Origin of the sequence: Nocardioides silvaticus (assembly GCF_003160695.1) — a bacterium.
GTDB lineage: Bacteria > Actinomycetota > Actinomycetes > Propionibacteriales > Nocardioidaceae > Nocardioides > Nocardioides silvaticus.
The window spans coordinates 46,750-59,275 of record NZ_QGDD01000005.1 but is presented as its reverse complement, the minus strand read 5'-3'; the positions used below and the strand labels follow the sequence as shown (position 1 = coordinate 59,275).

Here is a 12,526-nt window from a genome sequence, read left to right as displayed (position 1 = left end):
CGAGGTTGAGTGGCGGCACCCGGCCGCCCTGCACACCCGGAACGAGGAGAACGAGATGACGCACTACCTGATGTCCGTGCACGGCCCCGCCGAGCGGGAGGAGTACGGCAACTACGGCTCGAAGGAGGCGATGGAGCAGGCGTTCGCGGACACCGGTGCCTTCAACGAACGGATCAAGGCGGAGGGCTACTGGGTCTTCGGTGGTGGCCTGCTGGATGCCTCGACCGCCACCGTGGTCGACGGTCAGGGTGAGACCCCGGTGATGACCGACGGTCCCTACCTCGAGACCAAGGAGCTGATCGGTGGCTTCTGGGTGATCGACGCGCCCGACCTCGACGTCGCGCTCCGGCTCGCGGCAGAGGCCTCCAAGGCCTGCCGCGGCAAGGTCGAGGTCCGCCCCTTCGAAGGGCTGGCCTGATCCGTTGCCCGGGTCGACCGCAGCGATCGAGCAGGTCTTCCGCGAGGAGTACGGCCGGCTGATCGCCTCGCTCGTCCGCCGCTTCGGCGACATCGACATCGCCGAGGACGCGGCGGGCGAGGCGCTGGTCGTGGCGTTGGAGAAGTGGCCGGAGTCCGGCGTACCTCCCAACCCCGGCGGGTGGTTGACGACCACGGCCGCCAACCGGGCGATCGACAAGCTGCGCCGCGAGAAGCTGCGGGACGACAAGCACCGACAGGCAGTCGACATGTACGACGACACCCCTCACGAGTCGCTCGGGATCTTCGAGCAGGACGAGGACGACCGGCTGCGGCTGATGTTCACCTGCTGCCACCCGGCGCTTGCGCCCGAGGCGCGGATCGCACTGACGCTGCGGCTGCTCGGTGGGCTGACGGTCGAGGAGATCGCGCAGGCGTTCCTCGTGCCGGAGACCACCATGGGTCAGCGGATCACGCGCGCGAAGAAGAAGATCGCCGCGGCCAGGATCCCCTACAAGATCCCCGACGCCTCCGACCTGCCGGAGCGGGTCTCGACGGTGCTGACCGTGCTGTTCCTGGTCTTCAACGAGGGCTACCTCTCCACCGGCGACGGCTCGCCGATCCGCGCCGAGCTCACGGCCGAGGCGATCCGGCTGGCGCGGATCCTCCGTTCGTTGATGCCCGAGGAGCCGGAGGTGACCGGCCTGCTGGCGCTGCTCCTGCTCACCGAGGCTCGCCGCGAGGCCCGGGTGCGCGGCGGTGAGCTGGTGCGGCTCGACGACCAGGACCGCGGCGGCTGGGACCGGGAGCTGATCGCCGAGGGGCACGCGCTGGTCCGCGAGTGCCTCGCTCTCGACCGGCCCGGGCGCTACCAGGTCCTGGCGGCGATCAACGCGGTCCACACCGACGCCCCGACCGCAGAGGCGACGGACTGGGCGCAGGTCGCGGCGCTCTACGACCAGCTCCTGCGGATCGACCCGTCGCCGATCGTCGCCCTCAACCGCGCGGTCGCGATCGCCGAGCTCGACGGGCCGGAGGTGGCGCTGGCCCAGGTCGACCGGCTCGGGCAGGACAGCCCGGTGCTGGCGTCGTACCACGCCTTCCACGCGACCCGCGCCGACCTGCTCCGCCGGCTCGGGCGCAGCTCCGAGGCGCGGGAGGCGTACGACGCCGCGCTCGCCGTCTGCGACAACACGGCCGAGCGCGCCTACCTCAGCCGGCGACGCGGCGAGCTGGTCTGAGCCGGCACCGGGTAGGGGAGCTCAGGGGAGCACGATCTCCTCGTCGCCGCCGATCCCGTCGACGACGGTCGTGCACGTGTCGGTCCCGAGCGTGCAGGTGACCAGCCAGCGCGGTGGGGTCGACCGGGGGATCTCGGTCTCCGGGTCGAAGTCGTCGGGTCGGCGCCACGGGGTCGAGAACGCGTAGGTGATCGTCCCGTCCGTCCCGAAGGCGATCTGGTCCGGTGCGTCGTCGGGCTCGAGTCCCGAGGGCACGCGGTCGCCCGTCGCGACGTCGAAGACGCGGACCTGGCTGCCGATCCCCGACTGGGAGACGGCGTAGCGGGCCCCCGGCACCAACACCTGGCCCTTGTCGTCGGTCGTCAGCTGCGTGCCTGCCTCCACGTCGAGGAGGTGGGTGTCCCCGGTGGTGACCCGCTCCGGTTCCGCGCCGGCGGCCACGTCCCACCGGTAGTCGCCGTCCGGCCCGGTGTAGTAGACCGAACCGTCGTCGATCGCGATCGGGGCCGGTTCCGCGCCGAAGACCTGCCGCCGCGGGAGGTCGACCGGCAGCTCGCGCCGGCCCACCTCCTCGCCGGTGCGGGTGTCGAGGACGACCAGCTCGGGCGCCTCGCCCTCGCTCCCGACCGCCCACGCCACCCACCCGGTGTCGGGGTCGGTGACCAGCCGACGCCCCAGGGTCTGGGTGCCGATCTCGGACTGCGTGCCGTCGTCGGTGACGTGGACCAAGGTCGACTCGGCCTGCTCGCCGAGCTCCGGTGCCGCGACCTCGAGCACGACGCCGTCGCCGACGTCGACCATCGTCCACGGTCGCGCGATCTCCACCTCGGCGTGCGCCACGTGCAGCACGCCGTCGCCCCACCAAGCGACGGGGGCGGGGTTCTCGACCTGCCGCGCGGGCTCGGGTCGGCCGTCCTCGTCGCCACCCACCAGGCCGACGGTGACCACGCCCGCGACCGTGACGACCGCGGCCGCGGCGGCGAGCCCGGCGACCCGGGCCCGGCGGCGGCGGACGGCTCCGGCGTGCACCTGGAGGACGGGCGGCGGTCCGACAGCGATGTCGTCCCGCACTCGGTGCAGGGCCTCGAGGACCTGTTGCTCGTTCACGATGCCTCCTCCTCGCGAAGGTCGGTCAGCTGGATCCGGTCGAGCGCGCGGGCGACGCGGCTCTTGACCGTGCCGACCGGGATGCCGAGAGTGGCGGCCACCTGCGCCTCGGTGAGGTCGGCGACGAAGCGCAGCACCAGGACCGTGCGGTGCTCCGGGCTCAGCCGGTCGAGCGCGGCGACGACCGTGCGGCGCAGCACCACGACGTCCGCCGGGTCACCGTGGTGCGCGTCATCGGGCAGGGTCTCGGTCGGCCGCTCGCCCCACCACTTGCGACGTCGGCTCTTCGACCAGCAGTTGAGGATCGTGCGGTAGACGTAGGCGTCGACGTCGTCGGCGCGCCGTACCCGGTCCCACGAGGACAAGCAGCGGATCAGCCCGGTCTGCACGACGTCCTCGGCCTCGTGCGGCGAGCAGCCGAGCAGGACGAGGGAGCGCACGAGCGAGGACCAGCGCGCCGACATGTAGGCGTCGAAGCCCTCGTGTGCCTCGTGCTCCTGCCCGCTCATCCTCACCTCGTCCGTCCCGGTCCGACCGTGGCCCACTCATCCGACCAGACCCCTCGGGGAATGGCGATGGTTCCCGTGGATCTGCCGACCTAGGGTGGGAGCGTGACCCTCGAGCCTCTCGCCCTGCCCTCGTCCGACGACCCCAGCGGCTGGGGGGAGTGGGTCCGGTCCCGTTCCTCCGAGGAGCTCGACCGGGCGCGCGCCCTCGTCGACCGGCTGCGCGACGACCCGCCGGCCGAGCCGGTCGAGGTGCTGCGGACGTGGGACCGGGCGACCGGTCACCTCGGGGGTGTCGCGGCCATCGGGTCCCTCATCGGCAACGTGCACCCGGACCAGTCGGTCCGCGACATCGCGGACGCGGCCGAGCAGGACGCCGACAAGCTCGCGACCGAGTGGAGCCTCGACCGGACCCTGTACGACGTCTTCTCCGGCCTCACCGCCGAGGGCCTCGACCCGGCCGCCGCCCGGCTGCTGACCAAGGTGCAGAAGGACTTCCGCCGGTCCGGTGTCGACAAGGACGACGAGACCCGCTCGCGCATCTCGGCGATCCGCGACCGGCTGACCGCGCTCGACCAGGAGTTCAGCAAGCTCACCCGCGACGACGTGCGCACCATCCGGGTCGCGCCGGAGCAGCTCGCCGGGCTGCCGGAGGACTGGCTGGCCGGCCACCCGGCCGAGGACGACGGCCTGGTCACCGTCACCACCGACTATCCCGACGCGATCCCGGTCCGGATGTTCGCGCACGACCAGGAGGTGCGCCGCGAGATCCAGACGGCGTTCCTCCAGCGGGGATGGCCGGCAGCGGAGCCGCTGCTGGAGGAGATGTTCGCGCTGCGCCAGGAGCTGGCCTCGCTGGTGGGCTACCCCGACTGGCCGTCGTACGACGCCGACGTGAAGATGATCGGCGACGGCGCGGCGATCCCGGAGTTCATCGAGAAGATCACCGCCGCGGCGACCGGGCCCATGGAGGCCGACCTCGCGCTCCTGCTCGAGCGCTACCGCCGCGACTTCCCCGACGCCACCGAGATCCCGCTCTACGACTCCTTCTACTACCAGGAGCAGGTGCGCCAGGAGCAGTACGACGTCGACGGCCAGCGGGTCCGCACCTACTTCGACTTCAGCAAGGTGCGGCAGGGCCTGCTCGACGTGACCGGCCGGCTGTTCGGCCTGCGCTACGAACCGGTCGACGTGCCGGTCTGGCACGAGGAGGTCACGGCGTACGACGTCTTCCGGGTCTCGACAGGCTCGACCACCGCCGACGCCGGTGCGTCGATCGGCCGGATCTACCTCGACCTGCACCCGCGCGAGGGCAAGTACAAGCACGCCGCGCAGTTCACGCTGACCGAGGGTGTGGCCGGGGAGCAGCTGCCGGAGGGCGTGCTGGTCTGCAACTTCTCCCGCGGCCTGATGGAGCACGACCACGTCACGACGCTGTTCCACGAGTTCGGCCACCTGCTGCACCACGTGCTCGCCGGCCACGGCGAGTGGTACCGCTTCGCCGGCGTCGCCACCGAGTGGGACTTCGTCGAGGCGCCCAGCCAGATGCTCGAGGAGTGGGCCTGGGACCCGGCCGTCCTCCGCAGCTTCGCCACCGACGAGGCCGGCGAGCCGATCCCGGTCGAGCTGGTCGAGGCGATGCGCCGCTCCGACGACTACGGCAAGGGCATCTACGCCCGCACCCAGATGTTCTACGCCGCGATGTCGTACTGGTTCCACGCCGACGAGGCGCGGCGCGCGGCCGGCGAGGAGGTCCCCTCGCTCACCGACCGGATGATCGACTTCCAGCGGCGGTACGGCGCGCTGCCCTACCTCGAGGGCACCCACATGTTCGCCGCGTTCGGCCACCTCGGCGGCTACAGCTCGGCCTACTACACCTACATGTGGTCGCTCGTGATCGCCAAGGACATGTTCAGCGCGTTCGACACCGCCGACCTGTTCGCCGACGACGTCGCGGCTCGCTACCGCGACCGGGTGCTCGCCCCGGGCGGCACCAAGGACGCCGCCGACCTGGTCGCCGACTTCCTCGGTCGGCCGTACTCGTTCGACTCCTACGCCGCCTGGCTGGCGCGCTGACGCCGGTGCCTTGAGAAGCGGGCTGTGATCGCCTACCATAACGATATATCGCGACATGATTCCGAAAGATCGCGATCACACACGTCGGGAGGCAAGCCATGCACGGCTTCAACAAGAGCTTCGGCCCGCTCTGGGCCGCACTGGGGGACTGCGGTCCCCACCAGCACCAGCACCGACCCGGCCCGTGGGGCGGCGGGCCGTGGGAGCACCGCGGGTCGCACCACCGGGGCGGCGGGCCGGGCGGGCCACCGCCGTGGCTCGCCGGGCTGTTCGGCATGGGCCGTCCGGAGGGCGGCCGGGGCGCACGGGTACGACGGGGCGACGTCCGCTCCGCGATCCTCGACGTGCTCCACGACGCCCAGCAGCGCGACGAGTCGATCAACGGCTACCAGGTGATCCAGCAGATCACCGAGAAGAGCGGCGGCGCCTGGCGCCCGAGCCCGGGGTCGGTCTACCCGACGATCCAGCAGCTCGAGGACGAGGGCCTCGTCGAGACCGACGACGAGCGCGGCCGGCGCTCGCTCCGGCTCTCGCCCGAGGGTGCGACGTACTGCGCCGAGAAGGCCGACGAGCTGGCCACCGTGTGGCGCCCGTTCGAGGCCGCCGAGTCCGCCTGGTCCGGCGAGCACGCCGACATCAAGGCCGAGATCCCGCAGGTGATGAGCGCGGTCTGGCAGATCGTCACCGCGGGCGACGACGCCCAGCGCCGCGCCGCGGTCGAGGTGCTCGTCGACGCCCGGCGCCGGCTCTACGGCATCCTCGCCGACGGTCCGGCGGCCGAGGAGACCACCGACCGCGAGTGACCGGTGGCCGCTACTAGGCTGCCGGGGTGAGGACCGTACGCCGAGCCACCGCCGTCGCGGCCGTCGGACTCCTCCTCGGCGGCTGGGTGCCGCCGGCCTCGGCCGAGGTCGACCTCGGCGGCCAGCCGGTCGACGGCAGCACCAACCCGGCCGAGCCGACGGAGATCGGCGCCGGCCTGTGGACGACGTCGCTGGGCGTGCAGGCGCAGGCGCAGTACTTCACCTACGAGCGGCAGGTCCAGGACAGCACGATCCACGTCGGGGTGATGGGCGCTCCGCAGAACCCCGACGGTGACGGCCTCGAGCTCTCCGCCAGCGTCCCCGGCACGGACGACCCGTCGCCGGTCGACTGCGGCGGCGACTACGACACCAGCGCCTCCTCGACCCCGCACGCGGTGATCGGGGCCGCGGAGGTCGTCGGCGACGAGAGCGACGAGTGCCGTGAGGCCGCCCTGGTCACGATCATGGTGCGCCGCTACTCCAGCAGCAGCGCCGGCGAGCTCCCGGTCGGGATCAAGGTCGTCGAGGAGGCGCCGGTCAGCGACCCGGGGGAGCGGCTCCCGGAGGACAGCGAGCTCACGATCCAGCCGCCCGACCCGGTCGAGCCGGCGGACGAGCCGCAAGGCGCGGAGTCCTTCGACGACGCGCCGGTGGTGGACGCGAGCAGTGGACCCGTCACGATCGCGGCCGAGGTCACCGAGGGCACCGAGGAGCTGTGGCGGGTCCCGCTGGACTGGGGCGACCGGTTGGCCGTCAGCGCCGATCTCGCGGCGACCGAGGACGAGGAGCTCGCCAGCACCACCGTCCAGCTCCACCTCGTCCAGCCGAGCCGCGACGTGTTCGACCCGACCGCCGGCGACGACTACTCCTACGCCGACTTCGGCCCGGAGGACGAGCGCGCGGTCGTCGGCACCTATCCGCTGCGCTACGAGAACCGCGTCGACGACCTGCTCCCGACGCTGCCCGGCGACCACTGGGTCTCCCTGAGCGTCGAGGGGCCCGACGAGGGCGTGGCGGCCGTCGACGTCCCGGTCGAGCTGACCCTCGAGGTGACCTCCACCGATGCCGCCCCGCCGACCTACCAGGACGCAGTGATCGGCCAGGGCGGCGATGCCGGGCCGGAGGGCTACAGCCCCGAGGTGCCCTACCTCGTCGGCGACGGCGAGTTCGCCGCCGACGCGTCGGGCAACCCGTTCACGCCCGACGACGCGGACGACGAGTGGTGGGGCGCGCGGCGAGCCGCCGGCCTCGGTCTCGGCGTCGTCAGCGTGGCCTGCTGCGTCGCCGGCGCCGTCTGGCTGCGCTCTCGGCGGACTAACCGAGCAGCAGCCAGCCGCTGACCGCCAGGCCGAGCAGACCCACGACCAGCAGCAGCACGGGCGCCAGCACACCCGCCGAGGACGGCGCGGTCACCGGCTGGTGCACGGTCTCGGCGTGGGTCGGCGGCGGCGGGGGCATCGTCGGCGGCATCGCAGGCGGCGGGGTGGGCGCCGACGGGGGCGGCGGCCACGGCGCGGTGGCCCGCGGCTCGGTGCCGCCCGTGCGCTCCGGCAGCGGCGGTGACACGTCGTCGATCGAGATCGGGTCGGCCGGGTCGGGCGGCAGCTCGAGCAGCAGCCGCAGGGCGGGGTGCGCGCGGAGCCGCGAGGCGGTCGGCCGCGCCGTGGGGTCGTACGACGTCATCGCGGCGATCAGGTCCACCACGGCGTCGTGCGCGGGGTCGCCCGTGCGCAGCACCGTCGGCTCGACCGGCACCGGCTCGCGCGGCGGCTTGGTCGCCGTCAGCAGCTCGAGGGTGACCATGCCGAGCGCGTAGATGTCCGCGCTGGGGTGCGGGTCGGCGCCGTGCTGCTGCTCGGGCGGCATGTAGCCGGGCGTCCCGATCACCATCGCGACGTGGGTGAGCCGGGCCTCGTCGGTCGGCACCGCGATGCCGAAGTCCCCGAGCCGCAGGTGCGGAACCCCGCGGCCGGTCGGCTCGAGCAGCAGGTTCCCGGGCTTCACGTCGCGGTGGACGATGCCGGCCTCGTGCACGGCCTCGAGCGCCTGCAGCGTCTGGTCGACCAGCCGGCCGATCCAGCGCGGCGGGAGCGCGCCGTACTTCTTGAGGAGCATCGACACCGAGCCGCCGGCGACCAGCGGCATCGTGAACAGCACCCGGTCGTCGACGCCCGCCCACGACTGCGGCGTGACGATGTGGGTGTGGTCGATCCGCAGCGACTGCTCGCGGACGAACCGCAGCAGCATCGCCGCGTCGCTCTGGTGCAGCATCTTGGCGGCCTTCAGCTGACCGTCCGTCCGGTCCAGCACCCGCCACACGGTGCCCATGCCGCCCGAGGCGATCGGGTCGATCAGCTCGTAGCGACCCGCGAACACCTCACCCATGCGGGCGAGCCTACGACGAGGTCAGGCCAGCTCGATGGCGCGGTTGACCCACACCGACTGGGTCACCATGCCGACCTTCTCGTAGAGCGTGAGCGCGCCGGTGCGGGAGTCGGTGGACAGGCAGGAGCTCACGGCACCGTGCTCACGGCCGGACCCGAAGGCAGCGACGAGCAGTGCCTGGGCCAACCCGCGGTTGCGGTGGTCGCGGCTGACCGCGAGCCGGGACACGTAGGTCTCCTTCTTGCCATCGATCTCGCTGAGCGTCGAGAAGACACTGCCGACCACGTCGCCCTCCGGGCCGACGACGACCTGCAGGTGCCACGGTTCGAAGCCCGGGCGCTGCCACACCTCGGCGCCGAAGTCCTCGAGGCTGGACCGCTCGCGGTCCGACCACTCGAGGAACGCGTCCTCGGTCACCTGCCAGACCTGCGCGCGGTCGGCCTCGGTGGCGATCCGCAGGGAGTAGCCCTCGGGCAGCGGCCGCTCCTCGATCGTCCGGCCCTCCGGAAGGCGGAGCACCCAGCTGGTCCAGCGAACGTGGTAGCCGAGCTCCGCGAGCAGCCGGTCGCCCGCCGAGCCCTCCGGCACCGGCATGCCGACGATCTTCGCGCCGCGCTCGCGGGCCAGGTCGCGGACCCAGCCGGCGAGCCAGGTGCCGATGCCGCGCCCGCGCACGTCGGGGTGCACGGCGACGTCGTAGCGGTCCGCACCCATCAGCTCGGCGTACGCGACGATCCGGTCGCCGTCGGCGGGGTCGAGGACGCCCACGGAGCTGCCGGCGAGGTCGTACGACGGCCGCTGCCACTCCGCGATGATGTCCTCCTCCTCGATCTCCACCGAGCCGATGTCGTGGAGCTCGGCGTCGGCCATCAGCCGGTAGATCGCCGCGGAGTCCGACGGCTGGAGCGGGCGGGTGGTGAGCGCGGGAGGCAGTGAAATGACAGACACCCGGGGAGTGTCCTCGACCCGGGTGCCTGTCGCGAGCGATTTAACGGCTCACGCGTTGCGGCTCACGCGTTGCGGATGGCGGAGACGTCGAACTCGAGCTTGATCTTCTCGGAGACGAGGAGACCGCCGGTCTCGAGCGCGGCGTTCCAGGTCAGGCCCCAGTCCTTGCGGTTGACGACGGTCTCGCCCTCGAAGCCGATGCGGAGGTTGCCGAACGGGTCCTTGGCGGAGCCGCCCTCCTCGAACTCGATGGTCACGGGGTGCGTCGTGTCCTTGATGGTGAGGTCGCCGACCACGGTCCACTCGTCGCCGTCGCGGCTGACCGAGGTGGAGGCGAAGGTCCACTCCGGGTAGGTCTCGGTGTCGAAGAAGTCGGCCGACTTGAGGTGGCCGTCGCGGTCGGCGGTGCCGGTCTCGACGCTGGCGGCGTTGATCGTCAGCTTGACCCACGACTGGGCGGGGTTCGCGGTGTCGATGTGGGCGGTGCCCTGCCAGTCCGTGAACGAGCCACGGACCTTGGTGACCATCGCGTGCCGGGCGACGAAGCCGAGCCGGCTGTGCGAGGGGTCGATGGTGTAGTCGCCGCTGATGTCGGTCAGCGCGGGGTTGATCGTCTCGGTCATCGTTCCTCCTGGGTTCGCGGGCCCCGAGGGCCGCTTGGTTGAAGTCTCAACCAATCCAACCCAAGCGGACCACGGTCCTATTCCGTCTGCAAGTAAAATCCTCGAATCGGCAGTTTCTACCCGATTTCGGGCAAGAAGTTGGATTTCGCGTCGTGATGGGCTCAAGATCGACGGGTGCAGCCCGATCCCCGCCTCGTCCGCCACGTCGTGGCGACCACCGGCCTCCAGCCGGCGGAGGCAGCGCGGGTGATCGAGGACGTGCTCGCCTTCCACCAGGAGCCGGTCGAGGCCTACGTCCGGCGGCGGCACGGGGAGCTCAAGCTCCACGGCGCCAAGAACGCCGAGATCTTCACGACCCTGCGCGACGAGCTGGCCGACCGCCCGGTCGCCGCGCCCGACCTCTCCGAGCGCCAGCTGCGCCGGATCATCTACGGATAGCGGGGACGCGCGAGCGGACCCGCTGATGGTGGTCGAGCGAGCCGCGCGGCTGAGGAACGAAGCCGTGACCGGCGTGCCGAGACCACAAGAGCTGAAAGGAACAAGATCGAATGTGCGGCATCGTCGGATACCTCGGCCCCCACCAGGCGGCCCCGCTGCTCCTCGAGGGGCTCGGACGGCTCGAGCACCGCGGCTACGACTCGGCGGGCGTCGCGGTCCTCGGCCCCTCGGGCATCCGCACCGCGAAGCGGGCGGGCCGGGTGCGCGACCTCGGTGACCAGCTGCCGAAGCGGTTCACCGGCAAGGTCGGCATCGGCCACACCCGCTGGGCGACGCACGGACCGGCCAACGACACCAACGCGCACCCGCACGTGGACAGCAAGGAGCTGGTCGCGGTCGTCCACAACGGGATCATCGACAACGCCGCGGCGCTCCGCGACGAGCTGGCCGAGGCCGGCGTCGACCTGGTCTCCGACACCGACACCGAGGTGCTGGCCCACCTGGTCGCGCGCTCGGAGGCCGACACCCTCGAGGGCAAGGTCGCCGAGGCGTTGGGCCGCATCGACGGGACGTACGGCGTCGCGGTCGTCCACGTCGACTTCCCCGACCGGATCGTGGTGGCACGCAACGGCAGCCCCCTCATCATCGGCGTGGGGGACAAGGAGATGCACGTCGCGTCCGACCTGGCTGCACTGGTGCGGTACACGACGACGGTCGCCCACCTCGACGACGGCGAGATGGCGACGATCACCCCGAACGGCTTCACGACGTACCGCCTCGGCGCGAGCGGCATCGCCGCCACCGACCGGCGTCCCGCGGTGGTCGACATCGACCCCGCGTCGTACGACGCCGGTGACCACGAGTCGTTCATGCGCAAGGAGATCCTCGAGCAGCCGGCCGCCGCCGAACGGGTGCTGCGCGGCCGGCTGGACGAGCGGTTCGCCACCGGCCACCTCGGCGGGCTCAACCTCGACGCCCGGGAGCTGCGGGCCATCCGCCGGGTCAAGATCCTCGGCTGCGGATCGGCCTACTACGTCGGCCAGATGGGCGCGACGCTCGTCGAGGAGCTGGCGCGGATCCCCGCCGACGCCGAGGCCGCCTCCGAGTTCCGCTACCGCAACCCGATCATCGAGCCCGACACGCTCTACGTCGCGGTCAGCCAGTCCGGCGAGACCATCGACACCCTGCTCGCCGTGCAGGAGATCCGCCGCAAGGGCGGCTACGCGATCGGCCTGGTCAACGTGGTCGGGTCGGCGATCGCCCGCGAGGTCGACGGCGGCATCTACCTGCACGCCGGGCCGGAGGTCGCCGTCGCGTCGACCAAGGCGCTCACCAACATGTTCCTGGGCTTCGCGATGCTCGCGCTCCAGCTGGGTCGGGTGCGCGACCTGTCGATCGCCGACGGCCGGCGGCTGATCGCCGCGCTCGAGGAGCTGCCCGGGAGGATCGAGCAGGTGCTCGCGACCGAGGAGCGGCTCGAGGCGGTCGCGCACCGACTGGCCGACGCCGAGAGCCTGTTCTTCGTGGGGCGGGTGCGCGGCTTCCCGGTCGCCCGCGAGGGTGCGCAGAAGTTCAAGGAGATCAGCTACCGGCACGCCGAGGCCTACCAGACCTCCGAGCTCAAGCACGGTCCGCTCGCGTTGATCAATCCTGCGGTCCCGACGGTCGCGATCGTGCCGGCCGACGAGCTGGTCGAGCGCAACGTGGGTGCACTGCACGAGATCGCGGCGCGCAACGGCCCGCTCGTCGTCGTCACCCACGAGGGCGTGGACCTCGGCGGGCTGCCGGCGAACGGGGTCGAGCGGATCGTCGTACCTCGCAGCGAGCGGGAGCTCGACCCGATCCTGCTGACCATCCCGCTCCAGCTGCTGGCCTACCACGCGGCCAAGCGGCTCGGCCACGACATCGACAAGCCCCGCAACCTGGCCAAGTCTGTCACCGTGGAGTGACGGCACCGCTCCAGAGGCTGGGCGCGTCCCCGT

The 12,526-nt window shown here is 72.1% G+C and carries 12 protein-coding genes; 7 read left to right on the top strand and 5 right to left on the bottom strand.

The features are described from left to right. Window positions 1-55: 55 nt before the first annotated feature. Both DJ010_RS12040 and DJ010_RS12035 read left to right on the top strand, forming a co-directional pair. Entirely contained in the window at window positions 56-418 is a 363-nt protein-coding gene (locus DJ010_RS12040; RefSeq protein ID WP_109694025.1) for a YciI family protein, read from the top strand. A gap of 4 nt (window positions 419-422) precedes the next feature. Continuing rightward, window positions 423-1,658 (top strand): RNA polymerase sigma factor, encoded by a 1,236-nt coding sequence (locus tag DJ010_RS12035; protein WP_109694022.1) that lies wholly within the window; start codon window positions 423-425, stop codon window positions 1,656-1,658. A gap of 21 nt (window positions 1,659-1,679) precedes the next feature. On the opposite strand, the gene DJ010_RS12030 is transcribed toward DJ010_RS12035, so the two are convergent. Together DJ010_RS12030 and DJ010_RS12025 are read right to left on the bottom strand one after the other, a co-directional pair. Beyond that, complete coding sequence (locus DJ010_RS12030) at window positions 1,680-2,765, bottom strand: hypothetical protein (protein WP_109694020.1); 1,086 nt, start codon at window positions 2,763-2,765, stop codon at window positions 1,680-1,682. Continuing rightward, window positions 2,762-3,274, bottom strand: a complete 513-nt coding sequence (locus tag DJ010_RS12025) for a SigE family RNA polymerase sigma factor (protein ID WP_109694018.1) — start codon at window positions 3,272-3,274, stop codon at window positions 2,762-2,764. The genes DJ010_RS12030 and DJ010_RS12025 overlap by 4 nt, the downstream gene beginning before the upstream one ends. A 102-nt stretch (window positions 3,275-3,376) precedes the next feature. Here DJ010_RS12025 and DJ010_RS12020 point away from each other — a divergent pair, with 102 nt between their 5' ends. The 3 genes from DJ010_RS12020 (at window position 3,377) to DJ010_RS12010 (ending at window position 7,490) form a co-directional block, all read left to right on the top strand. Further along, complete coding sequence (locus DJ010_RS12020; RefSeq protein WP_109694016.1) at window positions 3,377-5,347, top strand: M3 family metallopeptidase; 1,971 nt, start codon at window positions 3,377-3,379, stop codon at window positions 5,345-5,347. A gap of 98 nt (window positions 5,348-5,445) precedes the next feature. Then, the gene (locus DJ010_RS12015; protein WP_109694014.1) at window positions 5,446-6,150 is read left to right on the top strand and encodes a PadR family transcriptional regulator; all 705 of its coding nucleotides are present in this window, start codon (window positions 5,446-5,448) and stop codon (window positions 6,148-6,150) included. Between the two features lie 26 nt (window positions 6,151-6,176). Beyond that, entirely contained in the window at window positions 6,177-7,490 is a 1,314-nt protein-coding gene (locus DJ010_RS12010; RefSeq protein ID WP_109694012.1) for a hypothetical protein, read from the top strand. Here DJ010_RS12010 and DJ010_RS22450 read toward each other — a convergent pair. The 3 genes from DJ010_RS22450 to DJ010_RS11995 form a co-directional block, all read right to left on the bottom strand. Then, window positions 7,465-8,535 (bottom strand): serine/threonine-protein kinase, encoded by a 1,071-nt coding sequence (locus DJ010_RS22450; RefSeq protein WP_211318765.1) that lies wholly within the window; start codon window positions 8,533-8,535, stop codon window positions 7,465-7,467. The genes DJ010_RS12010 and DJ010_RS22450 overlap by 26 nt on opposite strands. 21 nt (window positions 8,536-8,556) lie before the next feature. Next, entirely contained in the window at window positions 8,557-9,483 is a 927-nt protein-coding gene (locus tag DJ010_RS12000; protein WP_245927484.1) for a GNAT family N-acetyltransferase, read from the bottom strand. 62 nt (window positions 9,484-9,545) lie between these two features. After that, on the bottom strand, window positions 9,546-10,106 hold the full coding sequence (locus DJ010_RS11995) for a YceI family protein (RefSeq protein WP_109694010.1): 561 nt from the start codon (window positions 10,104-10,106) through the stop codon (window positions 9,546-9,548). Between the two features lie 174 nt (window positions 10,107-10,280). Between DJ010_RS11995 and DJ010_RS11990 the strand changes: the two genes are divergently transcribed. Next, window positions 10,281-10,544 (top strand): hypothetical protein, encoded by a 264-nt coding sequence (locus DJ010_RS11990; protein ID WP_109694008.1) that lies wholly within the window; start codon window positions 10,281-10,283, stop codon window positions 10,542-10,544. Window positions 10,545-10,654: 110 nt separating this feature from the next. Continuing rightward, the gene (gene glmS, locus DJ010_RS11985; RefSeq protein ID WP_109694006.1) at window positions 10,655-12,493 is read left to right on the top strand and encodes a glutamine--fructose-6-phosphate transaminase (isomerizing); all 1,839 of its coding nucleotides are present in this window, start codon (window positions 10,655-10,657) and stop codon (window positions 12,491-12,493) included. The last annotated feature ends 33 nt before the right edge of the window (window positions 12,494-12,526 follow it).

What these genes read in the sequence shown, in the direction of transcription:
- DJ010_RS11995 (WP_109694010.1), bottom strand. Translation starts at nt 10,106, where the DNA reads ATGACCGAGACGATCAACCCCGCGCTGACCGACATCAGCGGCGACTAC.
- DJ010_RS12025 (WP_109694018.1), bottom strand. Translation starts at nt 3,274, where the DNA reads ATGAGCGGGCAGGAGCACGAGGCACACGAGGGCTTCGACGCCTACATG.
- DJ010_RS22450 (WP_211318765.1), bottom strand. Translation starts at nt 8,535, where the DNA reads ATGGGTGAGGTGTTCGCGGGTCGCTACGAGCTGATCGACCCGATCGCC.
- glmS (WP_109694006.1), top strand. Translation starts at nt 10,655, where the DNA reads ATGTGCGGCATCGTCGGATACCTCGGCCCCCACCAGGCGGCCCCGCTG.
- DJ010_RS12015 (WP_109694014.1), top strand. Translation starts at nt 5,446, where the DNA reads ATGCACGGCTTCAACAAGAGCTTCGGCCCGCTCTGGGCCGCACTGGGG.
- DJ010_RS12040 (WP_109694025.1), top strand. Translation starts at nt 56, where the DNA reads ATGACGCACTACCTGATGTCCGTGCACGGCCCCGCCGAGCGGGAGGAG.